Raw genomic sequence first — 25,251 nt, forward strand, 5'->3', positions numbered from 1 at the left:
GCGGGGCGCATTGGGCCGGCCGGGAAGTTCTGAATGAACCCCAAAACGAATACGTCCCGCAAGGGTGCTGCGGGACGCATTGTAGCCGGAAAATCTTGGTCAGCGCCACGCCGTTTGCTTGATCGCGCTTTACTTGGACGCGGTCGCCTTGTTTTCCATGTTCACGACCTGGACCCGGCGGTTCACTTCCGCCATCGGCTGGCTCGGGTCCTTGAGCTTGGTCTTGCCGTATCCGACGGTGACCAGATCGCTGCCGTTGATGCCGTATTTGTCGACGAGGTAGCGCTTGATCGAATCGGCACGGCGCTCGGACAGGTCCTGGTTATAGGCTTCGCCGCCGGCCGCGTCGGTGTGGCCTGCGACCACGAAGGTCGAGCCCTTCAAATCGGCATTGGTCAATGCGCGCCCCAGCGCCTGCACGGAGGGCAGCGACTTGGCGCTGATATCGGCCGAATTATAGTCGAAGTTGATTTCCAGATCGATCTTGGGCTTGTCCTTGACGATGGTCGCGATCTCTTCGCGCTCGGTGATCGACAGCGAACGCGTGTTGCGGCCACGGATGGTCTGCACGAACTTGGTTTCGGCGGCGGCTGCGGCCCGATCGGTCTGGGTCTGCGGGCCGACCGACAGGCCGCGGGTCAGGGGCTTCTTTTCAGCCGGCGCGAGTGCGCGGACGATCTGATCCTCGGTGACGTTGTCGTCGCCGGCGCGGGCGGTTCCTGTGCCGACGGAAAGCGCGGCGCCGATGGTCATGATCGAAAGGATCGCGGTAAGACCTTTGGTTGCAGAGATCTTTGACATTGCCAGTCCCTCCTGCGCGCGTTCCGCGCGGTTCCAAACGTGATGCAAATAAACTGCCGGACCATCGGTCCCGGGCTAACTACTTTAACTTTTAGTCTACGACGCCCCGCCGGGGTTCGAGGGGCGCCGGCCTTCACCTCGAAATATCGTCACTGTACCCCGTAATCGGCGAATTCCTTCGCGATATTCGGGTCCATGGCCTTGGCGTTGTTGATATCCAGATCGCCTTCCGAAATCGAGCCGTTGCGCTTCTTGGCCAGCCCCCGCCCGTACAGCGAGGAGGTCAAACGCGGGTTGATCTTGAGGGCGGCGTCGAAATCGGCAATCGCGTTCTTGGTCTGCCCGCTCTTCAGGTTGACCAGGCCCCGGCTGTCGAGGGCATCGACGAAATTCGGGCGCAGCCGCAGGGCTTCGTTGCAATCCTTTAGCGCGGCCTGCAGGTCGCCGATCACCGTGCGGGCCCAGCAACGGTTGTTAAAGGCTTCGACGTCCTTGGGGTTCACCCGCAGCGAATTGTTGAAGTCCTTGATCGCCAGGTCGTAGGCGCCCTTGCTGGCATAGACCTGTCCGCGCCGGTACAGCGCCGCCGCATCGTCGGGATTGTCGATGAGCTTGGCGGTCAGGCTCTTGATGGTCGGATCGTCGGCCAGCGCCAGCACGGTCGGGGTCTCCGCGGGCTTGGCCGGAACCGCCGGCGGGGCCGGCGGCGGAATCACGACTTCAACCTGCTTTGGCGGCGGCGGCAAAGGCGGCGGTTCCGGCGCAGGCGCCGGAGCGGCCACCTGCGGCGCCGGGGCCGGAGGGGGCGGGGGAGCCGCGGGCCGCGGGCCCGCGCCGCCGGGGATGAACGAGAAATCCTCCGCCAGCGACGATGAAATCCACGGCACCTGCTCCTGACGCGAGGCGCGGGTGACGCCGACCCTGGTACGGTTGAGCGTTTCCTCCGCCATCAGGTCGGGGGTGCGAATTTCCTTCAGCAGTTCCCGCACGAACAGGCTGCGATCAGTACCATTGTCGGAGATCACCGACGAGAGCGCGGCGGAATACATCACCAGCGTGCCGTTCGGCGCAATCACCGGCGCAAGGCCAGCCGAAAAGCTGCGGAACCGGCGCTCGAACGGATTGCGCCTGGAGGCATCGATCAGGGCGATCTTGACGCCGGCGCCGCGGCTGTTGATCTCGCCCAGCACGGTTTCGAGGCTAAAGCCGTCGCGGCGAACATCCGGCTCGGTCCAGATCTGCGCATCGACCGGGATCATGTAGCTCTGGCGGCTCGACTGGACGCCGAATCCAGAGAAAAAAATCAGCACGACCGAGCCGGGCTTGATCTTGCCATAGAGCTTGTCGAAGGCGCGGCGCATCGCGTCGCCGGTCAGGTTTTCGCCGATATCGACGTTGAAGCCGTCGCGCTTGAGCTCGTCGGCGACGTCGCGCGCGTCGTTGATCGGCTCCTTCAGCGGCGCCTCGGCATCCGGATATTTCGCGTTGCCGATGACCAGCGCAAAGCGGTCGCCGGCCGCAAGCGACGGGACAATCGATGCCGCCGAAAATATCAACGCAGCAAACAATGCAAGACGAATTTTCATAATCGCGGCAATCCAGATCACGGCGGTCCAGCCAAAACAGCGCCGATCCCAGCTTGCGCCTCGGCGACTTTACGCTACGCAAACCGCATTATCAAACCGCGCCTGCAGGCCGTCAACCGCTTGCAAGGCCGTCGTTAATTGCGACAATTAACCGCGACGAGGCGAGGCGGAGGCGAGGGAATAAATCGGGTTTGCCGTGACCGTCGCCACCCGCTCTCGCGGCCGATGACGGAGGACCCGCAATGTGACCCGTCTCACATAGAATGCGCCATGCCGTCATGCCGCGGTCACGCGCGTTCCGCGGGTTTGACCTTTCCGGATGACGATGGCTTGGTGCAGGCGTCGGCCAACCGCGACCCACAAGAAAAGTGACACCGATGGGAAATGCTTACGAAATCTATGCCTTGCGCTATGCGACGATGTCGCCGCGCACCCCTCATTTGAACTTCCTGGTGCCAGATCCGCACGAGACCACCGCGCAGGACCTCGATTATTTCGTCTGGCTGATCCGCGGGCATGGCCGCGAGATCCTGGTCGATACCGGCTTCAATGCCGATGAGGCGAAGGCGCGCTCCCGCAAGCTCACGCTCAACCCGGTCGACGCGCTGGCCAATTTTGGCGTCAAGGCCGAGAGCATCAAGGACGTAGTCGTCACCCATTTGCACTACGACCACGCCGGCAATCTCGATCGCTTCCCCGGCGCCCGGTTTCACCTGCAGGATCGCGAGATGAGCTACGCGACCGGACGCTGCATGTGCAACAGCACGATCCGGCATCCGTTTTCGGTCGAGCATGTCACGACCATGGTCCGTCATGTCTACGGCGAGCGCGTCACCTTCCATTCCGGCGATGGCGAGATCGCGCCCGGCGTGACCGTGCATCGGGTCGGCGGCCATTCCGACGGCCTGCAGGTGGTGCGGGTCGAGACCACGCGCGGGCCGGTGGTGCTGGCCTCCGATGCGGCGCACTACTATGCCAATCTGCAGCGCCGCAGCCCGTTTCCGATCGTCTATAATGTCGGCGACATGGTGCAGGGCTGGGAAATCGTCGAGCGTCTCGCCGGTCATCCCGACCGGTTCATCCCCGGCCATGACCCGATCGTGAGCGAGATCTATCCGCGCGCGAGCGACAAGGTCGATGCGTTCGCCCTGCATCTCGCGCCGTCGCGTTCTTTCGTGAAGTAGGTTCAGATAGGCATGTCAGAGTACAAGACGGTCGGCTTCATCGGCCTCGGCGTGATGGGCGAGCCGATCTGCCGTAATCTCGTGAAGAAGAGCGGCAGGCGCGTGGTTGTGTTCGATCTCGCGTCGGGGCCTTTGGCGCGCATGCGCGCGGAAGGCGCTGAAATTGCGGGCTCGGCTGCCGAAGTCATCAAACAGAGCGATCTGCTGTTTCTCTGCCTGCCGAGTGCCAAGCATGTGCGCGCGGTGTTCGAGGGCGACGGCATTCTGAAGAACATCAGACGCGGCCAGGTCGTGGTCGATCTCGGCACGTCGTCGGTCAGCCAGACCCGCGATTTCGCAACGCAGTTACAGGCCAAGGGCGCAGTATGGGCGGATGCGCCGATCGCGCGCACGCGGCAGGCGGCGCAGGATGGCACGCTCAGCGTCATGGTCGGTGCGGCGCCCGCGCTTTACGCCGCGATCGAACCGCTAATCCGCTGTTTCGCCACCGATGTCACCCATTGCGGCGAGGTCGGTGCGGGGCAGGTGACCAAAATTCTCAACAACATGGTGCTGTTCGAGACCGTCAACGCGCTGGCTGAAGCGGTTGCGGTGGCCAGACACAATGGCGTCGATCCGAAGCTGTTGCTCGATACGTTATCGAAGGGATCGGCCGACAGCTTTGCGCTGCGCAATCACGGCATGAAGGCGATCGTGCCGGGCAATTTCCCCGAGCGCGCGTTCTCGACCGAATATGCGCTGAAGGATCTGTCCTACGCGCTGGAACTGGCCGCTGACGCCGGATTGAGGATCCGCGGCGCGGAACTGATGGGCGAGGTGTTGCAGGAAGCGATCGATGCGGGGTCGGGCGGGGCGTATTTTCCGGTGATCGCGAAGCATCTGGATCGGGCGTAGTCGCCTCATCCGTCATTGCGAGCCAACGGGTCGGCGCAAAGCGCCGCCCGATGACAGGCCCCGCGAAGCAATCCATCTCGTCGCGTAAAGAAAGAATGGATTGCTTCCGCCTTCGCTCGTTGAGCTACGGCGGACAAGTCGTCGCGGAGTTTATCATCGGGCCGGCCGACGGCCGGACCCGTTGGCGCCTCGCAATGACGTGGAGGGAGAGCACGACCCTCAATACGCCTCTTTCGCGTCCGCCTCCTGGCTGGTCTGGATGAGGTCAAAGCTCTGCTCGATCTTGCCGAGCAGTGCTGCAAAATCCTTTCGCTCCTGCGCGGACAGGCACGACAGAATCTCCTGTTCCTTGCGCAGCAGGCGCGGAATCAGTTCCTCGTACAGCGTCTTGCCCTTGCGCGTCAGGCGCAGGCGGAATTCGCGGCGGTCGTCTGCATTCTCGACGCGCTCGACCAGTTGCCGCTCCATCAGCGCCGTAACCGCGCGGCTGATGGTCGACTTATGGGTCCGGGTGCAGTGGGCGATGTATTGTGCACTGCAGGCGTCATTGCGGAAACCGAGCGTCGCCAGCACCCGCCATTCCGGGATGTCGAGCCCGTACCGCGCCTGATACTCGCCGGACAGCGCGGAACTGACTTCGGCCGCCAGCCGGTTCAGGCGAAACGGCACGAAATGGAAAAGGTCGAGCCGTCGCTTTCGGGCCGCGGTTTCCTCGCGGGAATCCGCGTCCACCGCGGATCGGGTCCGGGGCATGCTCTCGCCTGAAGACGTCTTTGCCAAAATCGCTCCAATTTGAGTTGACGCCGGGGCCCGCAGCGGGTTTAAGATAGTTGCAGATGCGACTAATTTAGCAAGTTCGCACGCCCTTGGCTAGTCGCAAGGTGATCATGGCGCAGACCAAGACCCAGTTCGGTTATCGCCGCCACCCCGATCAGGATCGGGCGGGCGGCAATGCTGCGGAATATCCCGTCGTCGTGGTCGGCGCCGGACCGGTCGGACTGTCGCTGGCGATCGACCTGGCGCAGCGTGGCCAAAGCGTGGTGCTGCTCGACGACGCCGACCGGATCGGCGAGGGCTCGCGCGCGATCTGCTTTTCCAAACGCTCGCTGGAGTTCTGGGACCGGCTCGGCATCGGCCAGCGCATGGTCGACAAGGGCGTGGTGTGGAGCGTCGGCAAGATCTTTCACGGCGCGTCGCAGCTTTACCAGTTCAATCTGTTGCCGGAGCAGGGCCACAAGCGGCCGGCCTTCATCAACCTGCAGCAATTCTATGCCGAGGCCTATCTGGTCGATCGCGTCGGGGAGCTTGCTGCCATCGACCTGCGCTGGCGCAACAAGGTGGTCGGGCTCGAGCAGCGCAACGACCACGCGGTTTTGAAGGTCGAGACCCCGGATGGGCCTTACAAGCTGCACGCCAGGTTTGTCGTCGCCTGCGACGGCGCCCGCTCGTCGCTGCGAAAGATGGTGGGTGCGGAATTCACCGGCCAGGTGTTCGAGGACCAGTTTTTGATCGCCGACGTCAAGATGACGGCGGAATTTCCGACCGAGCGTTGGTTCTGGTTCGATCCGCCGTTCCATGCCGGCCGCTCGGCGCTGCTGCACAAGCAGCCCGACGACATCTGGCGCATCGACCTGCAACTCAGCCGGTTTGCGGATCCCGCGTCCGAAAAGCAGCCGGAGAACGTGCGGCCGCGGATCGCGCGCATGCTGGGTCACGACAAGTTCGATTTCGAATGGATATCGCTGTACAAATTCCAGTGCCGGCGGATGGACAAGTTCATCCATGGCAGGGTGATTTTTGCCGGCGATGCCGCGCATCAGGTTTCGCCGTTCGGCGCCCGTGGCGCCAATTCGGGCCTGGAGGACGCCGAGAACATCGCCTGGAAACTCGACCGCGTCTTGCGCGGACGGTCGCCGGAGGCGCTGCTGCAGAGCTATCACGCCGAGCGCAGCGCCGCGGCGGATGAAAACATCCGGGAGTCGACCCGCTCGACCGATTTCATGGCGCCCGCCTCCCACCAGGAGGCGCGGCTGCGCAAGGCCGTGCTGTCGCTGGCAAAGGAAACCGAATTCGGCAAGCGCATGGTCAATGGCGGGCGGCTGTCGGTGCCTTCGGTCTATGACTCGCCGCTGTCGACCGCCGACCATGACATTTGGCGCGGCGGTCCACGACCCGGTGCGTCGATGCTGGACGCACCGATCGCCGAACGATCCGGCGATTCGACGTTCCTGACCGAAGCCTTCATCAAGCAGGGAACGCGGTTCACGCTGCTGGAATTCGGCAATGGTGCGGCCGCGGATACGCCGGAGAGCCTGGGCGTGATCCGCATCGGCGACGATGGCTTTGTCGATTCCTCCGGCCTTGCCGGTGCGCGGTACGATGCCGAGCCCGGTACAGCCTATCTGCTGCGGCCCGACGGCTATGTCGCGGCGCGCTTCCGGCATCCGACGCGGCCTGTACTCGATGCCGCACTGGCGCGTGCTTCCGGGTTGAATTGAGGCTTTTGCCATGACGCTGTCCACCAGTTCGAATTTCGCCAAGCCGGACGACGCATTTCGCGCCATCGTCGAGGCGCATCGCGGATTGAGCGACACGCAAAGCGCTGATCTCGATGCGGCGCTGGTGCTGGTGCTCGCCAACCACATCGGCGATCTCGACGTGCTGAATGAGGCGATTGTGCTCGCCAAGCGGCGGATGCTGGATGACAGCCAGCAGCAACAACAGCAACAACAATAGATCACGGTCTTTAACGAAGTCAGGAACTGATTTGATGGCTAAAGGTTTCGCGTCGACGACCGACATGGCGGAGAAGAAAATCACCTTCTCCGAGATTGGCACCGATCTCTATGCATTCACCGCCGAAGGCGATCCCAATTCCGCTGTGATCGTCGGCGACGACGGCTGCCTGGTGTTCGACGCGCAGGCGACGCCCGCGATGGCCCATAAAGTGATCGAGCGGGTGCGCACTGTCACCGACAAGCCGATCAAATATGTGGTGCTGTCACACTATCATGCGGTGCGCGTGCTCGGGGCTTCCGCCTACAAGGCGCAGGCGGTGATCGCCTCTCAAGAGACCTATCGGCTGGTCGGAGAGCGTGGCCAGCAGGACTGGGATTCCGAATACGGCCGCTTCCCGCGGCTGTTCCAGGACGCCCAGAGCATTCCTGGCCTGACCTGGCCGACGCTGACCTTCGAAGGCGAGATGTCGATCTATCTGGGAAAACGCGAAGTGCGGCTGATGCAGCTCGGCGCAGGTCACACGTCAGGCGATATCGTCGCCTGGGTGCCGGACGCCGAGGTGATGTTCTCCGGCGATCTGATCGAATATCATTCGGCCTGCTATTGCGGCGACGCGCATTTGCGCGAATGGCCGGCGACGCTGAACGAAATTCGCGCCTTCAATCCCAAGGCGATCGCGCCGGGCCGTGGCGACGCGCTGAAAGGTCTTTCGACCGGGCGCGACGCGATCGCGATGACGCGCGATTTCGTCACCTCGCTCTATGGCGCGGCCGAAACATCGGTCGCCAGGGGCCGCAATCTCAAGGAATCGATGGCGGCGACGCGCGAGGTGATGGACCCCAAATTTTCCAGCTTCGCGATCTACGAACATTGTCTGCCGTTCAACGTCTCGCGCGCGTTCGACGAGGCCTCGGGAATCGACGATCCCGTGATCTGGACCGACCAGCGCGACCAGGAAATGTGGGCCGCCCTGCAAGGAGGAGGATGACCATGAATATCAATACCTCGCCTAATGCGATCAATCGCAATGCCGTCAACGTCACGCCGGGCTACTTGTCCGGCTTCGGCAACAGCTTTGAAACCGAGGCGCTGCCGGGCGCGCTGCCGAGGGGGCGCAATTCACCGCAACGCTGCGCTTACGGGCTCTATGCCGAGCAGCTGTCGGGCTCGCCATTCACCGCGCCGCGTGGCGCCAATGAGCGCTCGTGGCTGTATCGCATCCGGCCGTCGGTGAAACATTCCGGGCGTTTTGCGAAGGTCGACGCCGGACTGTGGCGCACCGCGCCGTGCCTTGAATATGATTTGCCGATCGCGCAGCTGCGCTGGGATCCGGCGCCGATCCCGAAGGAGGATCAGACGTTCCTGCAGGGCGTGCAGACCATGACCACCGCCGGCGACGCCAACACCCAGGCCGGCATGGCCGCGCACGTCTATCTGATCACGAAATCGATGGTCGATCAGCATTTCTACAATGCCGATGGTGAGATGATGTTCGTAGCCCAGCAGGGCAATTTGCGCTTCGTCACCGAGTTCGGCCGGATTGATATCGAGCCCGGCGAAATCGCGGTGATCCCGCGCGGCGTCAAGTTCCGCGTCGAGATTCCTTCCGGCCCTGCGCGCGGCTACGCTTGCGAAAACTACGGCGGCGCCTTCACGCTGCCGGAACGCGGGCCGATCGGCGCCAATTGCCTGGCCAATTCCCGCGACTTCCTCACGCCCGTCGCGGCCTATGAAGACAAGGACACGCCGACCGAACTGTTCGTGAAATGGGGCGGCGCGCTGTTCAAGACCACGCTGCCGCATTCGCCGATCGATGTGGTGGCATGGCACGGCAATTACGCGCCGTACAAGTATGATCTGCGCACCTTCTCGCCGGTCGGCGCCGTCGGCTTCGACCATCCCGATCCCTCGATCTTCACCGTGCTGACGGCGCCCTCGGAAACGCCGGGCACCGCGAATATCGATTTCGTGATCTTTCCCGAGCGCTGGATGGTGGCGGAAAACACCTTCCGTCCGCCCTGGTATCACATGAACATCATGTCGGAGTTCATGGGGCTGATCTACGGCGTCTACGACGCCAAGCCGCAGGGCTTTACCCCCGGCGGCATCAGCCTGCACAACATGATGCTGCCGCACGGCCCGGATCGCGACGCCTTCAATCACGCCAGCAATTCGGAGCTGAAGCCGGTCAAGCTGACCGGCACCATGGCGTTCATGTTCGAGACGCGATACCCGCAGCGCGTCACCGCGCATGCGGCGAAGTCGTCGACCCTGCAGGACGATTATGCCGATTGCTGGAACGGGCTGGAAAAACGCTTCGATCCGAATAAGCCGTGAGGCTTCGAGCTGTCTACGTTTCGTCATGCCCGGGCAAAAGCGCGAAGCGCGTCTTCGCGCTAGATGTCCCGGGCATCCACGTCTTGAGCTAGCAAAGAAAGTCGTGGATGGCCGGGTCAAGCCCGGCCATGACGATGGTTGAATTGGAGAATGCTTTGACCAACCCCAACGATCCCACCCTCCGCTCCTTCATAACAGTCGATCCCTTATCCGACTTCTCGATCCAGAACCTCCCTTACGGCGTGTTCTCGGCAAAAGACGGTCTCGCCCCCCGCGTCGGCGTTGCGATCGGCGATTACGTGCTCGATCTCTGGGAACTCGAGCAGGACTCCAGGCTGGATGTCGGCCCGCTTGGCGTGTTCTCGGCGCCATCACTCAATCCCTTCATGGCGCTGGGGCCGAAGGTATGGTCGCGCACCCGTGCGCGGATCAGCGAACTCTTGCGCGACGACAATCCGGAACTGCGCGACAATGATGAGCTTCGCCGGCGCGCGCTGGTGCCGATGGCGGATGTGAAACTGCATCTGCCGATCGCGGTCGCCGGCTACACCGATTTCTATTCGTCGAAGGAGCACGCCACCAATGTCGGCGTCATGTTCCGCGGCAAGGACAACGCGCTGCAGCCGAACTGGCTGCACATGCCGATCGGCTATAACGGCCGCGCCTCCACCGTCGTCGTCAGCGGCACCAGCGTCCGCCGTCCGCGCGGCCAGTTGAAACCGCCGACCGCCGACGCGCCGAGCTTTGGGGCGTGCAAGCGGCTCGATTTCGAGCTCGAGATGGGCGTGGTGGTCGGGCAGCCATCGCCGATCGGCGAGATGCTGACCGAGAAGCAGGCCGAACAGATGATCTTCGGCTTCGTGATCCTGAACGACTGGAGCGCGCGCGATATCCAGCAGTGGGAATATGTCCCGCTGGGCCCGTTCCAGGCCAAAGCCTTTGCGACCTCGATCAGCCCGTGGATCGTGACCCGCGAGGCGCTGGAGCCGTTCCGCATGCGCGGTCCGGCCCAGGATCCAGTGCCGCTGCCCTATCTGCGGCAGGCGCAGCCGAACAACTACGACATGCAGCTCGATGTGGCCCTGCGCGCGGCGCCGATGAACGAGGCCGCCAATATCTCAAGCACCAATTTCAAATACATGTATTGGTCGTCGGTGCAGCAGCTCGTGCACCACGCCTCGTCCGGCTGCGCCATGAATGTCGGCGATCTCTTGGGATCCGGCACCATCTCCGGCCCGGAAAAGAACCAGCGCGGCAGCCTTTTGGAGATCAGCTGGAACGGCACGGAGCCGCTCGAACTGCCCGGCGGTGTCAAGCGCACCTTCCTCGAAGACGGCGATTCGCTTGTGATGCGCGGCTGGTGCCAGGGCGACGGCTATCGCGTCGGCTTCGGCGAGGTCGAGGGGACGATTGTTCCCGCTGAATAGCACCGTCATTGCGAGCGAAGCGAAGCAATCCATTTCGCGGCTTGGCGAAACGAAGAGTGGATTGCTTCGTCGCTACGCTCCTCGCAATGACGATGTGAGACAGCTCACCGCTCCTCCGGCGGAATATCCCGCAGTCTCGCCGAATGCGCGGTGATGTCCTCGAGGCTGTATTTCAGATGCACGCGCTTGTCCGACGGCAACTGCCTGGTGACGCAGACCCCGGCCCGCCGCTCGGTCGCGGGTCTGATCGGCCGCGGCACAAAACCGCCGCCGCAGTTCGGGCATACATTGTGAAGCTTGGTCTCAACGCAATCTGCGCAGAACGTGCATTCGTACGAACAAATCCGCGCCTCCGTCGCGTTCGGCGGCAGGTCCTTGTCGCAATATTCGCAGTTCGGTCGAAGTTGCAGCGCCATGGTCGTCTCGCGATGTCTTCCTGGCAACGATCATCGCAAATCGAACGCTTGGTTCGAATGACGAATATCCCTCAATTTCGGACGCGCCAGTCCGTCACCGCTGCAATTCCTTCAGCGGCAGTTTTGCGCTCTCCTTCAGCCGGTCCAGTACGATCGACGAGCGCACATGCGCGACGCTCTGGTGCGGCATCAGCACGTTGTTGACGATGTCGGACAGGCTCTTGAGGTCGCGCAGCACGGCCTTCAGCAAATAATCGGCGTCGCCGGTCAGCGCATAGGCCTCCTGGATGTCGTCGACGCGATTGACCAGCGCGCGGAATTTCTTGGCGTTGTCCGGCGAATGGGTCGCCAGCGTGATGTGAATGAAGGCGATCAGGTTGAAGCCGAGCGCCTCGCTGGCAAGGTCGGCGTGGTAACCCGATATCACCTTGGCTTCCTCCAGCCGCATCCGCCGCCGCGAGCATTGCGACGCCGACAGGCCGACCAGATCGGCCAGTTGCTGGTTGGTCAGCCGGCCGTCGTCCTGCAGCGCTGCCAGCATTTTGAGGTCGAAGGTGTCTACCGAGATCATGCGTGAATTGTCTATTTAATGCACGAAGTATGCGCCATTCTAGCCGATATCGGGCCAGTTTGCATACACTTTGCGCCCGATGTGGCGGAAACTCCGTGCAGCAGATCAGGGAGATTCCGCCATGGGTCCATTTCCGCACGACGCGCCGGCCGCCACCATCAGCGCCGACAATCCGATGGGCACCGACGGGTTCGAATTCGTCGAATACGCGCATCCCCGGCCGGAAGAGTTGCACGCGCTGTTCAAGCTGATGGGCTATGTGCCGGTCGCGCGTCACAAGACCAAGAAGATCACGGTCTATCGCCAGGGCGACATCAATTATCTCGTCAACGAGGAGCCCGGCACCCACGGTTTTGGCTTTGTCGCCGCGCATGGCCCGTGCGCGCCGTCGATGGCGTTTCGCGTGGTCGATGCCAGGCAGGCCTATGAACGCGCACTCTCGCTCGGCGCGGAACCGGCAGACATTTCATCGGCGCAGAAGACGCTCGACGTTCCCGCCATCAAGGGCATTGGCGGCAGCCTGCTCTATTTCGTCGATCGTTACGGCGCCAAGGGTTCGGCCTATGACGCCGAATTCGAATGGCTCGGCGCGCAGAATCCGCGGCCGGTTGGCGCGGGCTTGTTCTATCTCGATCATCTCACCCACAACGTCCATCGTGGCCGCATGGATGTCTGGACCGGGTTCTACGAAAAACTGTTCAATTTCCGCCAGATCCGTTTCTTCGATATCGAGGGGCGTGCTTCCGGCCTGTTCTCGCGGGCGCTGACCAGCCCCGACGGCAAGATCCGGATCCCGATCAACGAGGACGCCGGCGATTCCGGCCAGATCGAGGAATATCTCCACATCTATCGCGGCGAGGGCATCCAGCACATCGCCTGCGGCGTGCGGGATATCTACGCGACGGTCGAAAATTTGCGCGATGCCGGCCTGCCGTTCATGCCGCCACCGCCCGAGACCTATTTTGAGAAGATCGACGCGCGCTTGCCCGAACACGGCGAGGACGTCGCGCGCCTGCAGCGCGATGGCATATTGATCGACGGCGAAGGCGTCGTCGATGGCGGCCACACCAAGGTCCTGTTGCAGATATTCTCGGCGAATGCGATCGGGCCGATCTTCTTCGAATTCATCCAGCGCAAGGGCGACGACGGCTTTGGTGAAGGCAATTTCAAGGCGCTGTTCGAATCGATCGAGGAGGATCAGATTCGCAGAGGTGTGCTGAAGGTGGATAACGCGGCGTAGTTGGTTCGTCAAAATACCCCGTCGTCCCGGCCAAGCGAAGCGCGAGGCGGGACCCATAATCACCGACGTTCATGATAGACGAAAGTCGTCGAAAAGCCGTTCTTAGCCGAGGAGCCGCGGTGTGGGTCCCGGCGTTCGCCGGGACGATGAGGGGAGATTACCTTCCCGCCTTCCACGCGCTCGTCAATTCGCCGATATCCGCCGTCTCCGCATCCCGTATCGCCGATGGTGTCCGCGAAAAGCGCGGCGCCGGTGCCGGCTGCGTCACGCCGTGGCGCTCGACGAAAATTTTTCGCGCGGCGTTGTGCGGATGCTTGGGCGCCTCCGCCATGGTCAGGATCGGCGCGAAGCAGATGTCGGTGCCTTCCATGATCTTGCACCAGTCCTCGCGGGTCTTGCTCTTGAAGACCTTGGTCAGCTTATCCTTCAGCGCCGGCCAGGCCTTGCGGTCCATCTGGGCGTCGAAATCGGCGTCGGTAAGGCCGGCATGCCGGCGCAGGAGCGCGTAGAACTGCGGCTCGATGGAGCCGATCGAAATGAAATTGCCGCAGGAGCATTCATAGATGCCGTAGAAATGCGCGCCGCCGTCGAGGAAGTTCTGCTCGCGGCCTTCGACCCAGCGGCCGATCGCCGTCATGTCGAAGAACATCGACATCAGCGACGCCGCGCCATCGCACATCGCGGCATCGACCACCTGGCCCTTGCCGGATTTCGACGCCTCCAAAAGTGCTGCGAGCACGCCGACCACGAGATAAAGCGCGCCGCCGCCGAAATCGCCGACCAGGTTGAGCGGCGGCACCGGTTTCTCCCTGGTGCCGATCGCGGCGAGTGCGCCCGTGACCGAGATGTAGTTGATGTCGTGGCCGGCGGCCTGCGCCAGCGGGCCTTCCTGGCCCCAGCCGGTCATGCGGCCGAACACGAGGCGCGGATTGCGCGCCAGCACCACGTCGGGCCCGAGGCCCAGTCGCTCCATCACGCCGGGACGAAAGCCCTCGATCAGCGCGTCGGCGTTGGCGAGCAGGTCGAGCACCTGCGCGATCGCGGCCTTGTCCTTCAGATCAAGCTCGACGACCTTGCGGCCGCGGCCGGCGACCGATTTCAGATTCTTCTTGGCGCCGACGCGGTCGAGCGTCACCACCTCCGCGCCCATGTCGGCCAGCATCATGCAGGCGAACGGGCCGGGGCCGATCCCGGCGAATTCGACAATGCGGAAGCCGGCGAGCGGGCCGGAGGTGCGGGTGGCGGACTGGGGGGCTGGTTTATCGAGCACGTTGTTTTTCCATTTATGGTGAAATCTAGGAGCTGACCGGCGTCTTGCTGCCGTGGCGGGCGGGATCGCTGAGCGTCACCTTGGCCGCGTCGGCCCATAATTTGGCGTTCTGCTTCTGGCGCTCGGTGCCGGTGCCTTCCTCCGCGACCTTGCGGCCGAGTGCGACGTAGACCGGAATTTCCTCGTCGCGCATCGGCGTCATGGCCTTTTTGCGCGCCATCGCCTTTTCAATGTAGGGCGCGAGCTCGGCCTGCTTCTGCTGTTCGCGCTCGATCTCGCGCGCCCGGAATTCCGGCATCACGTTTTTGGCGAACAGTTCGAGCGCCTCGCAGATATGCTCGTGCTGGTTACGGCCGCCCTGCTGGATGAACACGGTTTGGTCGACGCCCGACTCCTCGAAATGCCGCAGATGCGTGCGCAACTGGTCCGGCGTGCCGATACCGTGATCGGCGCCAGCCGGCGGCAATGCATGGCGCGCCTTCTCGAAATTAGCCCAGATGTCGGTACGGCCCGGCCTGTGCTCGCCAAAGATATAGTGATGGGCGAGGCCATAGCGGAAGAAGCGCAGTCCATCTTCGCCGCGGCGGCGCGATTCCATCTCGTCGGCATGCAGCGAGAAGCCGGTCACCATCGCAACGTTCGGATTGACCGCATGCCCAATCGGTACGCACTCCTCTTTGAAGATTCGGTAGTAATCATCGACCCATTGCCGCGCCTCGCGCGGATCGACAAAGGCAAAAGTCAGCGCGCCGATGCCGTGCCGCGCCGCCAGCTTGATGGTTTCGCGGTTGGAGCAGGCGACCCACAGCGGCGGATGCGGCTTCTGCACCGGCTTGGGCACCACATTGCGGCAGGGCATTTCGAAGAATTCGCCCTTGAAGCCGGGATAGGGGTCCATCACCATCATGTTGGTGCATTGCTCGACGGCCTCCGTCCACATCCGCCGCTTCTCGACCGGATCGAAGCCGACATTGAAGCCGCCGAGCTCCATCAGCGACGCGCTCTCGCCGGTGCCGAATTCGACGCGGCCGTTGGAAACGAGATCGAGGGTGGCGATACGCTCGGCGACGCGCGCGGGGTGATTATATTTCGGCGGCATCAGGCAGATGCCATGGCCCAAGCGAATCCGCTTGGTTCGTTGCGAGCAGGCGGCGAGGAAAATCTCGGGCGCGGAGGAATGCGAATATTCCTCGAGGAAATGGTGCTCGACCTCCCAGGCGTAATCGATGCCGAGCTTGTCGGCCAACTCGACCTGGTCGAGCGCCTCCTGGAACAGCTTGTGCTCGGCGCCGTCGTTCCACGGCCGCGGCAATTGGTGCTCGTAGAAAATGCCGAACTTCATGGGCGCTCCCGGGAGAGGTATTTTTTAATTAGCTGATTAGCTAAATTGTCTCGCCTTATGGCTGACGTGGCAAGCGGCTTTTGCCGAGAATCCGACCAAATGCAGAGCGGCGCGCATCGCTATAGCGTTTTTGAGCGAAGTGGGCGCCGGTTCGCGTGAAGAAAACGCGTCAAAACAAAGACGCGAGCCCGGTTCGTCAGAACCGGGCTCGCAGGCGCCGCTTGCATCGGTTTTGTGTTTAGACGCTATCAGCCCGCGGCGGTCACCGCGCGCTGTGCCATCACCTTGATCAGATTGGCGCGATAGTCCGATGAGCCATGGATATCGCTCATCAGCCCGTCAGCGGAAATATTGACGCCGTCGAGGGCGGCCGCCGACCAATTGGCCTTCAGCGCCGCCTCAATCGCAGGCACCCGCATCACGCCATTCTGGGAGGCGCCGGTGGCGGCGACACGGACATCGCCCGCCTTGGTCTTGACCACGAACACGCCGGTCAGCGCAAAGCGCGACGCCGGATGCGGGAATTTTGAATATCCCGCCTTGGCCGGAATCGGGAACGACACGGCGGTAATGATTTCTCCGTCGGCCAATGCGGTCGAGAACAGGCCCTTGAAGAAATCGTCCGCCGAGATCGAACGCTTGTTGGTCTTGACGGTGGCGCCGAGCGCGAGCACGGCGGCGGGATAGTCCGCGGCCGGATCGTTGTTGGCGATCGAGCCGCCGATGGTGCCGCGATGGCGCACGGCGGGATCGCCGATCAACGTGGCGAGATAGGCGAGCGCGGGAATCGCCTTTTGCGCCGGGCCGCTCTGGGCCACGTCGTTGTGCGTGGTCGCGGCCTTGATTGTCACGGCATCGGATGACACGTCGACGCCGATCAGGTCCTTGATCTTGCAGAGATCGATCACGTCGGATGGCGCCGCCAACCGCTGCTTCATCACGGGGATCAGGGTGTGGCCGCCGGCGAGATATTTTGCTTCCGAGCCCTTGGCGAACAGCGCGGCCGCTTCTTCAACCGAGGAGGGGCGATGATAAGTGGTCTCGTACATGGTTTTGCTCCCTCTCAGCCGTGAATGGCATGCCAGACGCGATCGGGCGTCGCCGGCATTTCCAGTTTGTTGTTGCCGATCGCGTCCGTGATCGCGTTGATCACGGCCGCCGATGCGCCGATCGCGCCGGCCTCGCCGCAGCCTTTGACGCCGAGCGGATTGCCTGGGCACAGCGTCGTGGTGTGGTTCAGTTTGAACGACGGCAGGTCGTCAGCGCGCGGCATGGTGTAATCCATGAACGACGCCGTCACGAGCTGGCCGCTATCGTCGTAAACCGCCCCTTCGAGCAGTGCCTGGCCGATGCCCTGGGCGAGACCGCCATGGACCTGGCCTTCGACGATCATCGGGTTGATCAGCCGCCCGAAATCATCCGCCGCGACGAAATTGACGAAGGAGGTCTTGCCGGTCGCGGAGTCGACTTCGAGTTCGCAGATATAGGCGCCGGCCGGGAAGGTGAAGTTGGTCGGGTCGTAGAACGCGCCTTCCTTCAGGCCCGGCTCCATGCCGTCGGGCAGATTGTGCGCGGTATAGGCGGCGAGCGCCACCATCGGCAGCGCGATCGACTTGTCGGTGCCGGCGACCTTGAACATGCCGCCCTCGATGACAATGTCGTTCTCGGACGCCTCGAGCTGATGCGCGGCGATTTTCTTGGCCTTGGCCTCGACCTTCTCCATCGCCTTGAGGATCGCCGTCAAACCGACGGCGGCCGAACGCGATCCATAGGTGCCCATGCCGAACTGCACCTTGTCGGTGTCGCCATGGACGATCTGAACCTGGCTGATGGGAACACCGAGGCGCTCCGCGACCAGCTGGCAGAAGGTCGTTTCATGCCCCTGGCCGTGGCTGTGCGATCCGGTCAGGATCTCGATGGTGCCGACCGGATTGACGCGGACTTCCGCGGATTCCCACAAGCCGACGCCGGCGCCGAGGCTGCCGACCGCTTTCGAAGGTGCGATGCCGCAGGCCTCGATGTAGCAGGACAGGCCGAGGCCGCGCAGCTTGCCTTCGGACTTGGCTTTCGCCTTGCGGGCCGGGAAGCCGGCGTAATCGATTGCCTTCATCGCAGCATCGAGCGAGGCGCCGAAATCGCCGATGTCATAGGCCATGATCACCGGCGTCTGGTGCGGGAAGGTGGTGATAAAATTCTTGCGGCGCAATTCCGCCGGATCGACCTTCAATTGCCGCGCCGCGGTCTCCAGCAGCCGCTCCACCACGAAACTGGCTTCGGGCCGGCCCGCGCCGCGATAGGCGTCGACCGGGGTGGTGTTGGTGTAAACGCTGATCACCTCGGCGAAGATGTTGGGGATGTTGTACTGACCCGACAGCAGCGTCGCATAGAGATAGGTCGGCACCGAGGAGGAGAACAGCGACATATAGGCGCCGAGATTGGCGTAGGTCTTGACCCGCAACCCCGTGATCTTGTGGCCGGCGTCGAGCGCGAGCTCGGCCTTGGTCAGGTGATCGCGGCCATGGGCGTCGGTCAGGAAGGCCTCGGAACGATCGCCGGTCCATTTCACCGGGCGCCCCACCTTCTTGGAGGCCCATAGCGCCACCATTTCCTCAGGATATATGAAAATCTTCGAGCCGAAGCCGCCGCCGACATCGGGCGCCACCACCCGCAGCTTGTGCTCGGGTGCGATGTTGTAGAAGGCCGACAGCACCAGACGCGCGACATGCGGATTCTGCGACGTCGTGTACAGCGTGAAATGCTCTTCGGCCTCGTTGTAGTCGCCGATCGCCGCGCGCGGCTCCATCGCATTCGGCACCAGCCGGTTGTTGGTGATGTCGAGCGAGACCACGTTGGCGGCCGATTTGAACGCCGCGTCGGTTGCGGCCTCGTCGCCGATGGTCCAGTCGTAGATCACGTTGCCGGGGGCCTCGGGGTGAAGCTGCGGCGCGCCGGGCTTGATCGCCGCGCTAATGTTGGCGGCGGCCGGGAGTTCCTCGTAGTCGACGACGACGGCTTCGGCGGCGTCCTTGGCCTGGTTCTTGGTCTCGGCGATCACCACCGCGACCGCCTGTCCGACAAAGCGCACCGTCTCCGGCGCCATCGCCGGCCACGCGCCCATCTTCATCGGGGTGCCGTCCTTGGAGGTAATGGCCCAGCCGCAAATCAGATTGCCGACCTTGTCGTCGACGATCTGCTGGCCGGTGAGCACGGCAACCACGCCGGGCATCTTCATCGCCGCCGACGTATCGATGCTCTTGACCTTGGCATGAGCGTGCGGGCTGCGGATGAATTGGGCATGGGTCATGCCCATCAATTTGATGTCGTCGACGTAGCGGCCCTTGCCGGTCGTGAAACGTCGGTCTTCCTTGCGCACAACGCTTGCGCCAATGCCTTCAACGCCCATGTCCTGTCCTCCCAACCGGAGTTATTGTTTCCGCCATTTCCATCGAAACGCTGCGGTCTTGAATTCGGTATTGGTTGCCTGCGGCGGCTATTCCGCCGCCTGCGAGACGTTCATGCGGCCGGCCGCATCGAGCACCGATTTGACGATGTTATGGTAGCCGGTGCAGCGGCAGATATTACCTTCCAGCTCGTGCCGGACGGTCGCCTCGTCGAGCTTGCCGCCGTAGCGGTGCACGATGTCGATCGCCGACATGATCATGCCGGGGGTGCAGTAGCCGCATTGCAGGCCATGATTGTCGCGGAAAGCGGCCTGCATCGGGTGCAGTTGGTCGCCCTTGGCGATGCCCTCGATGGTGGTGACATTGGAGCCTGCGGCCTGTCCCGCCAGCACGGTACAGGATTTGACCGCTTTGCCGTCGATATGGACCACACAGGCGCCGCACTGGCTGGTGTCGCAGCCGACATGGGTGCCGGTCAGGTTCAGATTTTCGCGCAAGAGATGGACCAAGAGGGTCCGGTCCTCAACATCGGCCGAGACGGCCTTGCCGTTCACCGTCAGTTTGATTGTAGACACGCGTGATACCTCCCGATGTTTTGTAATTATTCCAATTAGAAACAGGGGCGAGGGAACTTGCAACTAGGATTTTGGTCGCCGGTGTCATTGTGATGACGTGATTGGCACGCGCCAGGTCGCCGGCGCGTCCGTCCTGCCCCTCCGGGGGAGGGGGAGGTGAAGTCGACTTCGTGTCCAGCTCCCCCTGCACATTTTGGGCGCCCACAACCCCCGAAACCCACGGTATATTTACGCACCCTTATTCATTCTGCCTTAGTTTTGCGCGTCGGGTCAGGGGGCCAAGCTTCCGGAATCCGTTGGGTTTTCAGAACGAAGACGGGGGTTGCGGTGGGATTGTCAGGACGTAGCGGGTCGCGATCGATCAAATTCCCAACCCTTCGTTTCCGCACCAAGATCATGCTCGGCTTTGCCGTTACGCTGGCGATTTCGGCCGCCAGCATGGGTTTTGCCTATATGGGCTTCGAGCGGGTGTCCGCGGGCGTGGGGTCCTACCGCCAGAGCGTCGCGGAAGCCGACCTGGCCCGCAACATCGACCGCGAGCTGATCTCGTACCGTTCGCTGGCGCGGTATTATGTCGTCACCGCCAAGGAAGAGGACGGCAAGGCAGCGCTGGCGGCCGAAGCCAGCCTCAGGGACGCCATCATCCAGTCGATGAAGGGCACGACCAACCCGGCGCGGCTCGACCAGATCACCAAACTGGAGCGGGAATTCCGCGCCTTCACCAAGATATTTGCCGATATCCTCAAGGTGAAGGAAGAGAGCGCGATGATCGCGCAAAACCGCCTCGCCCGTAGCGCCACCTCGCTGCGTTACAAGCTCGACGATCTCCCCAGCAATGCCGACGATTCAGAGCGTCAGGCGATTCAGTTCGGCGCCAAGAAAGTGTCCGACCAGCTTCAGGCGGCGACGGCGCTTGCCAATACCTTCGTGATCAATTCCGACAAGGCGGTCGCCGCCAGCGCAATGGCGCGGCTCAAGTTTGTCGAGAACTCGATGCACGCGATCTCGTCCAAGGAAGAAAAGATCGTGCAGGGGTTGAAGGAAGCTTCCGCTCTGCTGGAGGAATACCAGCAAGCGCTTACCAAGCTGATCGAGAATTCCAAAGAGATCGACGAACTAACCATCGAAATGACCGAGTCCGCGGCCGCCATCGACCACGGCTCGGGGGCGATGAAGTCGGATCTGTTTGCCGATCAGAAGCGGCTTGAAGCCGAGTCGCATGCAGCCATCGGCGAGACCGAGCAGCTGATCCTGATGCTGGCCGCCGGCGGCTTCCTGCTCGGTGTCGTCTGGGCATTCCTGCTGGGTACGGGAATCTCGCGGCCGATTGCCGCGATGTGCAGGGCGATGCGTGAACTCGCCGGCGGTAATTTCGACGTCGTGCTGCCGGGGCTCGGGCGCAGGGATGAACTCGGCGAAATGGCGGGTGCGGTGGAAGAATTCAAGGTGCAGGCGATCGCGAGGGCGGAGCACGATGCCGCCACGCAGGAGGCGCAGAACAAGGCGGCGAGCGCCGCGCGCCGCACTGAGCTGATTCGTTTTGCCGACGAGTTCGAGTCGGCGGTCGGCGCCATCGTCTCCAACGTCTCGGCCTCCGCGGTGCAACTCGAGGCGGCGGCGGGAACGCTGACGCGGACGGCGGAGACGACCCAGAGCCTGTCGAACCAGGTTGCGGGCGCCTCGGAAGAAGCCTCCAGCAACATGCAATCAGTGGCGTCGGCGACGGAAGAGCTTTCCGCCTCCGTCGACGAGATCGGACGGCGCGTGAAAGAATCCAGCCAGATCGCGGCGGCCGCCGTGCGTCAGGCCGAGCAGACCGATAGCCGGATCGGCAAATTATCGCGCGCAGCGCAACAGATCGGCGACGTGGTCAAGCTGATCACGGCGATCGCCGAGCAGACCAATCTGCTGGCGCTGAACGCCACCATTGAAGCCGCCCGCGCCGGCGATGCCGGCCGGGGATTTGCCGTCGTCGCGTCCGAGGTGAAATCGCTGGCGAGCCAAACCGCCAAGGCGACCGACGAGATTTCCAACCATATCTCGGGCATGCAGGGCGCGACGCAGGAATCGGTTGCGGCGATCAAGGAGATCGGCGGCACCATCGGGAAGATTTCGGACATCGCCTCGAACATCGCCAGCGCGGTCGAGCAGCAGAGCTCGGCGACGCAGGAAATCGCGCGCAGCGTCCAGAACGTGGCCCAAGGAACCCAGGAAGCCGCCGCCAGCGTCATGCGGGTCAATCGCGGCGCGACCGAAACCGGCTCGGCGTCGGAAGAAGTGCTGAACTCGGCGCGCACGCTGTCCAGTGAAAGCACGCGCCTGCGCGAAGAACTCGACCGCTTCATGGCGAACATCAGGGCGGCGTAGTTGTCGTCCCGGCCCATATGCGCAATTGCGCATCAGGAGACGGGACCCATAACCACCGATGTAATTATTTGAAATGGCGACTAACCGCGTGCCCTCTACCACGGCCGCGGAGTATGGGTTCCGGCTCAAGGCCGGGACGACGGAGATTTTAATCGTCACTCCCTGCCAAACTGATGTTTCAACGCGACCTTCGCGCGTTCGAGCCGCGCACGTTGCGTCTTAAGCAGCGTCTTGCCGGCGCGGTTGATATAGAAGGTCAGCATCGACAGCGCCGAGCGATAGGCGCCGGCCTTGCGGCGCGAACTCTGCTCGGCCGAACGCTTCAGCGATGCCGCGATCTTCTTCGCGCTCGTCAGCTTGAAGACACCCTGTTTCAGGTCGAGCGCGTCGCTTTCCTGCGTCACGCGCTGCGACCAGCGCTTCGATAACGTCCCGACGCTTGTCGTTTTGCGGCTCGTTTTGGCCTTGTTCCGGCGTTCAGCCATCGTCAACTCCTTTCGTTGTGAGCCAAAAACGACAGTGCTCCGGTTCGGTTCCTGTCCCGCAATGCGGGAACCCCTGCCTCGCCGACGCGTTGTCTTATGTGGCGGGCATTCCGTTTGCCGCAAGTTTGGGAATGGGAACCTTGGGGCGCCGCGTGTCCCGGGGTGTTTCTCATTGATTTGGTCCGATGGATTTGCAGCGGATACGGCGCAGCTCTGCATTACATCATGGCGTTCTCGCGCCGGTGCGGCAGGACAACGACCTCATCATCGAAACCAGCATTCCGGCGCGGCTCGATAATTTGCACTGGAGCGGCTTCCATACCCGCGTGGTGCTGGCGCTCGGGATCACCTGGATTCTGGATGGGCTGGAGGTGACGCTCGCGGGTGCGCTGTCCGGAGCGCTGAAGGAAAGTCCCACGCTTCGCTTTTCGAATTTCGATGTCGGACTTTCCAACAGCGCTTATCTGGCCGGGGCCGTGCTCGGCGCGCTTGGCTTCGGCTGGCTTACCGACCGTATTGGACGCAAGAAGTTATTCTTCATCACGCTCGCGCTCTATCTCACGGCAACCGCCGCGACGGCGCTGTCCTGGAATGTCGCAAGCTATGCGCTGTTTCGGTTTCTGACCGGCGCCGGCATCGGTGGTGAATATACCGCGATCAATTCGACGATCCAGGAACTGGTGCCGGCGCGCTATCGCGGCTGGACCGATCTCGTCATCAACGGCAGTTTCTGGATCGGGGCGGCGATGGGCGCAACCAGCGCCATCGTCCTGCTCGATCCCGCGCTGCTCGGCCCCGATCTCGGCTGGCGGCTGGCCTATTTCACCGGTGCGGCTCTCGGCCTTGTCGTGTTCGTGATGCGGATGTGGATACCGGAAAGCCCGCGCTGGCTGATGATCCACGGGCATCCGGATGAGGCGCACAGGATCGTTGCCGATATCGAGCAATCGGTAACGGGACATCTGCAAAATCAGGCGCTGCCGAAGATCAAATTGCGGATGCGCCATCATACGCCGCTGCGCGAAGTGGCGCACACGCTGTTTTTCGCCTACCGCCGGCGTTCGCTGGTTGGACTGGTATTGATGATCGCGCAGGCGTTCTTCTACAATGCGATCTTCTTCACCTTTGCGCTGGTGCTGACCGACTTCTTCGGCATTCAGGCAAGCCATGTCGGCTGGTACATTCTGCCGTTCGCAGCCGGAAACTTCCTGGGCCCGCTGCTGCTCGGCCGGCTGTTCGATACGCTGGGCCGCCGTACGATGATTGTGTTCACCTATGGCGTGTCTGGCGCGCTGCTCGCGCTGTCGGGCTATCTGTTCTCGATCGGCGCCTTGAGCGCGCAGACCCAGACCATCGCATGGATGGTGATTTTCTTCTTCGCATCGCCGGCCGCGAGCGCTGCCTATCTCACCGTCAGCGAAACATTTCCGCTGGAAGTGCGCGCGCTCGCGATTGCGCTGTTCTACGCGATCGGGACGGGAATTGGCGGCGTCGCCGGTCCGGCGCTGTTCGGCGTGCTGATCGATACCGGATCGCGCAACTCGGTGTTCGCCGGCTACCTCTTTGGGTCGGCCCTGATGGTCATGGCGGCCGTCGTCGCGTGGCGATACGCCATCGCGGCCGAGCGGAAGTCGCTCGAATCAGTCGCACGGCCGCTCGCATTCGTGGAGTAAGATGAGATGAATCAGGATCTGGCTGCAATGCCGTTGGAAGATGAACTGTCGCCCGAAGACGAGGCGGCACCGGAAACCGTTCCGGTGCCGCGCTCGCTGGTGCCGCATTTGAGCGAGACCGCCGTGTTGCTCGACATCGACGGCACGCTGCTCGATCTGGCGCCGACCCCGCGTGAAGTCTGGGTGCCGCCGGGCCTGTCGAAAACCCTCAACCGGTTGCTGCAGCGAACGGGCGGTGCGCTCGCGCTCGTCAGCGGCCGTTCGCTGAATGATATCGACCTGATCTTTGCGCCGGATCAGTATCCGGCCGTCGGCGGCCATGGCGCGGAGATGCGCCTCGATCCCGACAGCGAAGCGGTGGGCGCCCATGCGCCGCCGATGGACAAGGAATTGAAACGGCGCCTCGCGGCGATTGCCAAGCTGAGCCCAGGAATATTGCTGGAAGACAAGGGGTATTCGCTCGCGCTGCACTATCGCCTGGCGCCGCATGCGGAAAAGGCGATCTATGAAGCGATATCCCTGATCCGGGCCGATCTGCCGAACGCGCCAATCGAAGTGCTGCCCGGAAAATGCGTCTTCGAGATCAAGCATTCCGGGTTCACCAAGGCGAGCGGCGTACGGGAATTGATGACGCGCGAACCGTTCAAGGGCAGACGTCCGTTTTTCATCGGCGACGACGTCACCGACGAATCGGTGTTCGCGATCATGCCGGATCTCGATGGTCTCGCCTTTTCCGTCGGCCGCCGCGCGCACGGCGTAGCCGGGCATTTCGATGCACCGAGCGATGTGCGGGAATTTCTCGCGCATCTGCTCGATGATGAAAGGGACGTACCGCTGCCATGATCGGCGCCGGATTTTCCCGCGCGTCGAATCGAATGCGGTTTCTTTGCGTATCGGGCGATGTCTCGCGCAAAATTTTCTTTTTCGTGAGTTCCGGTGAGTT

22 protein-coding genes are annotated in these 25,251 nt (G+C 62.7%); 11 read left to right on the forward strand and 11 right to left on the reverse strand.

Annotation, left to right across the window (positions count from 1 at the left end):
• Nucleotides 1–129 precede the first annotated feature (129 nt).
• Together V1289_RS22605 and V1289_RS22610 are read right to left on the reverse strand one after the other, a co-directional pair.
• The gene (locus V1289_RS22605) at nt 130–801 is read right to left on the reverse strand and encodes an OmpA family protein (protein WP_334398923.1); all 672 of its coding nucleotides are present in this window, start codon (nt 799–801) and stop codon (nt 130–132) included.
• A 149-nt stretch (nt 802–950) separates the two neighbouring features.
• Nucleotides 951–2,387 (reverse strand): caspase family protein, encoded by a 1,437-nt coding sequence (locus V1289_RS22610; RefSeq protein WP_334398924.1) that lies wholly within the window; start codon nt 2,385–2,387, stop codon nt 951–953.
• Nucleotides 2,388–2,764: 377 nt separating this feature from the next.
• Between V1289_RS22610 and V1289_RS22615 the strand changes: the two genes are divergently transcribed.
• Together V1289_RS22615 and V1289_RS22620 are read left to right on the forward strand one after the other, a co-directional pair.
• Nucleotides 2,765–3,571: an N-acyl homoserine lactonase family protein gene (locus V1289_RS22615; RefSeq protein ID WP_334398925.1), complete on the forward strand. Its 807-nt coding sequence runs from the start codon at nt 2,765–2,767 to the stop codon at nt 3,569–3,571.
• Between the two features lie 12 nt (nt 3,572–3,583).
• Nucleotides 3,584–4,465, forward strand: a complete 882-nt coding sequence (locus V1289_RS22620) for an NAD(P)-dependent oxidoreductase (protein ID WP_334398926.1) — start codon at nt 3,584–3,586, stop codon at nt 4,463–4,465.
• Between the two features lie 219 nt (nt 4,466–4,684).
• Here the strand turns inward: V1289_RS22620 and V1289_RS22625 are convergent, their stop codons facing one another.
• Nucleotides 4,685–5,218, reverse strand: a complete 534-nt coding sequence (locus V1289_RS22625) for a MarR family winged helix-turn-helix transcriptional regulator (RefSeq protein ID WP_334398927.1) — start codon at nt 5,216–5,218, stop codon at nt 4,685–4,687.
• Between the two features lie 134 nt (nt 5,219–5,352).
• On the opposite strand from V1289_RS22625, the gene V1289_RS22630 reads away from it, so the two are divergent.
• The 5 genes from V1289_RS22630 to fahA all read left to right on the forward strand — a co-directional run bounded on the left by V1289_RS22630 (nt 5,353) and on the right by fahA (nt 10,968).
• Nucleotides 5,353–6,963 carry an FAD-dependent oxidoreductase gene (locus V1289_RS22630; protein ID WP_334398928.1) on the forward strand — a complete coding sequence of 537 codons (1,611 nt, stop codon included), beginning with the start codon at nt 5,353–5,355 and terminating at the stop codon, nt 6,961–6,963.
• Nucleotides 6,964–6,973: 10 nt separating this feature from the next.
• On the forward strand, nt 6,974–7,201 hold the full coding sequence (locus V1289_RS22635) for a DUF2783 domain-containing protein (protein ID WP_334398929.1): 228 nt from the start codon (nt 6,974–6,976) through the stop codon (nt 7,199–7,201).
• A gap of 34 nt (nt 7,202–7,235) precedes the next feature.
• Nucleotides 7,236–8,192: an MBL fold metallo-hydrolase gene (locus V1289_RS22640; RefSeq protein WP_334398930.1), complete on the forward strand. Its 957-nt coding sequence runs from the start codon at nt 7,236–7,238 to the stop codon at nt 8,190–8,192.
• A 2-nt stretch (nt 8,193–8,194) separates the two neighbouring features.
• Entirely contained in the window at nt 8,195–9,541 is a 1,347-nt protein-coding gene (hmgA, locus tag V1289_RS22645) for a homogentisate 1,2-dioxygenase (protein WP_334398931.1), read from the forward strand.
• 155 nt (nt 9,542–9,696) lie between these two features.
• On the forward strand, nt 9,697–10,968 hold the full coding sequence (fahA, locus tag V1289_RS22650) for a fumarylacetoacetase (protein WP_334398932.1): 1,272 nt from the start codon (nt 9,697–9,699) through the stop codon (nt 10,966–10,968).
• 104 nt (nt 10,969–11,072) lie between these two features.
• On the opposite strand, the gene V1289_RS22655 is transcribed toward fahA, so the two are convergent.
• Together V1289_RS22655 and V1289_RS22660 are read right to left on the reverse strand one after the other, a co-directional pair.
• Nucleotides 11,073–11,384, reverse strand: a complete 312-nt coding sequence (locus tag V1289_RS22655; protein ID WP_334398933.1) for a DUF1272 domain-containing protein — start codon at nt 11,382–11,384, stop codon at nt 11,073–11,075.
• 94 nt (nt 11,385–11,478) lie between these two features.
• On the reverse strand, nt 11,479–11,955 hold the full coding sequence (locus tag V1289_RS22660) for an Lrp/AsnC family transcriptional regulator (protein ID WP_334398935.1): 477 nt from the start codon (nt 11,953–11,955) through the stop codon (nt 11,479–11,481).
• Nucleotides 11,956–12,076: 121 nt separating this feature from the next.
• On the opposite strand from V1289_RS22660, the gene hppD reads away from it, so the two are divergent.
• Nucleotides 12,077–13,195, forward strand: coding sequence for a 4-hydroxyphenylpyruvate dioxygenase (gene hppD, locus V1289_RS22665; protein ID WP_334398937.1), 1,119 nt, complete (start codon nt 12,077–12,079; stop codon nt 13,193–13,195).
• A 157-nt stretch (nt 13,196–13,352) separates the two neighbouring features.
• Here hppD and V1289_RS22670 read toward each other — a convergent pair whose 3' ends face one another.
• From V1289_RS22670 to V1289_RS22690, 5 genes are all read right to left on the reverse strand, one after another.
• Entirely contained in the window at nt 13,353–14,465 is a 1,113-nt protein-coding gene (locus tag V1289_RS22670) for a CaiB/BaiF CoA transferase family protein (protein ID WP_334398939.1), read from the reverse strand.
• Nucleotides 14,466–14,490: 25 nt separating this feature from the next.
• Nucleotides 14,491–15,807 carry an LLM class flavin-dependent oxidoreductase gene (locus V1289_RS22675; RefSeq protein ID WP_334398941.1) on the reverse strand — a complete coding sequence of 439 codons (1,317 nt, stop codon included), beginning with the start codon at nt 15,805–15,807 and terminating at the stop codon, nt 14,491–14,493.
• A gap of 248 nt (nt 15,808–16,055) precedes the next feature.
• Nucleotides 16,056–16,856, reverse strand: coding sequence for an FAD binding domain-containing protein (locus V1289_RS22680; RefSeq protein ID WP_334398943.1), 801 nt, complete (start codon nt 16,854–16,856; stop codon nt 16,056–16,058).
• Between the two features lie 14 nt (nt 16,857–16,870).
• Entirely contained in the window at nt 16,871–19,210 is a 2,340-nt protein-coding gene (locus V1289_RS22685; RefSeq protein WP_334398945.1) for a xanthine dehydrogenase family protein molybdopterin-binding subunit, read from the reverse strand.
• An 87-nt stretch (nt 19,211–19,297) separates the two neighbouring features.
• The gene (locus tag V1289_RS22690) at nt 19,298–19,783 is read right to left on the reverse strand and encodes a (2Fe-2S)-binding protein (protein ID WP_074271780.1); all 486 of its coding nucleotides are present in this window, start codon (nt 19,781–19,783) and stop codon (nt 19,298–19,300) included.
• A gap of 333 nt (nt 19,784–20,116) precedes the next feature.
• Between V1289_RS22690 and V1289_RS22695 the strand changes: the two genes are divergently transcribed.
• On the forward strand, nt 20,117–22,150 hold the full coding sequence (locus V1289_RS22695) for a methyl-accepting chemotaxis protein (RefSeq protein WP_334398948.1): 2,034 nt from the start codon (nt 20,117–20,119) through the stop codon (nt 22,148–22,150).
• A gap of 155 nt (nt 22,151–22,305) precedes the next feature.
• Here the strand turns inward: V1289_RS22695 and V1289_RS22700 are convergent, their stop codons facing one another.
• Complete coding sequence (locus V1289_RS22700) at nt 22,306–22,635, reverse strand: DUF3175 domain-containing protein (protein WP_334398949.1); 330 nt, start codon at nt 22,633–22,635, stop codon at nt 22,306–22,308.
• A 185-nt stretch (nt 22,636–22,820) separates the two neighbouring features.
• Between V1289_RS22700 and V1289_RS22705 the strand changes: the two genes are divergently transcribed.
• Together V1289_RS22705 and otsB are read left to right on the forward strand one after the other, a co-directional pair.
• The gene (locus V1289_RS22705) at nt 22,821–24,308 is read left to right on the forward strand and encodes an MFS transporter (RefSeq protein ID WP_334398951.1); all 1,488 of its coding nucleotides are present in this window, start codon (nt 22,821–22,823) and stop codon (nt 24,306–24,308) included.
• Nucleotides 24,309–24,314: 6 nt separating this feature from the next.
• Complete coding sequence (gene otsB / locus V1289_RS22710; protein WP_334398954.1) at nt 24,315–25,151, forward strand: trehalose-phosphatase; 837 nt, start codon at nt 24,315–24,317, stop codon at nt 25,149–25,151.
• The last annotated feature ends 100 nt before the right edge of the window (nt 25,152–25,251 follow it).

The organism is Bradyrhizobium sp. AZCC 2289, assembly GCF_036924615.1.
GTDB lineage: Bacteria > Pseudomonadota > Alphaproteobacteria > Rhizobiales > Xanthobacteraceae > Bradyrhizobium.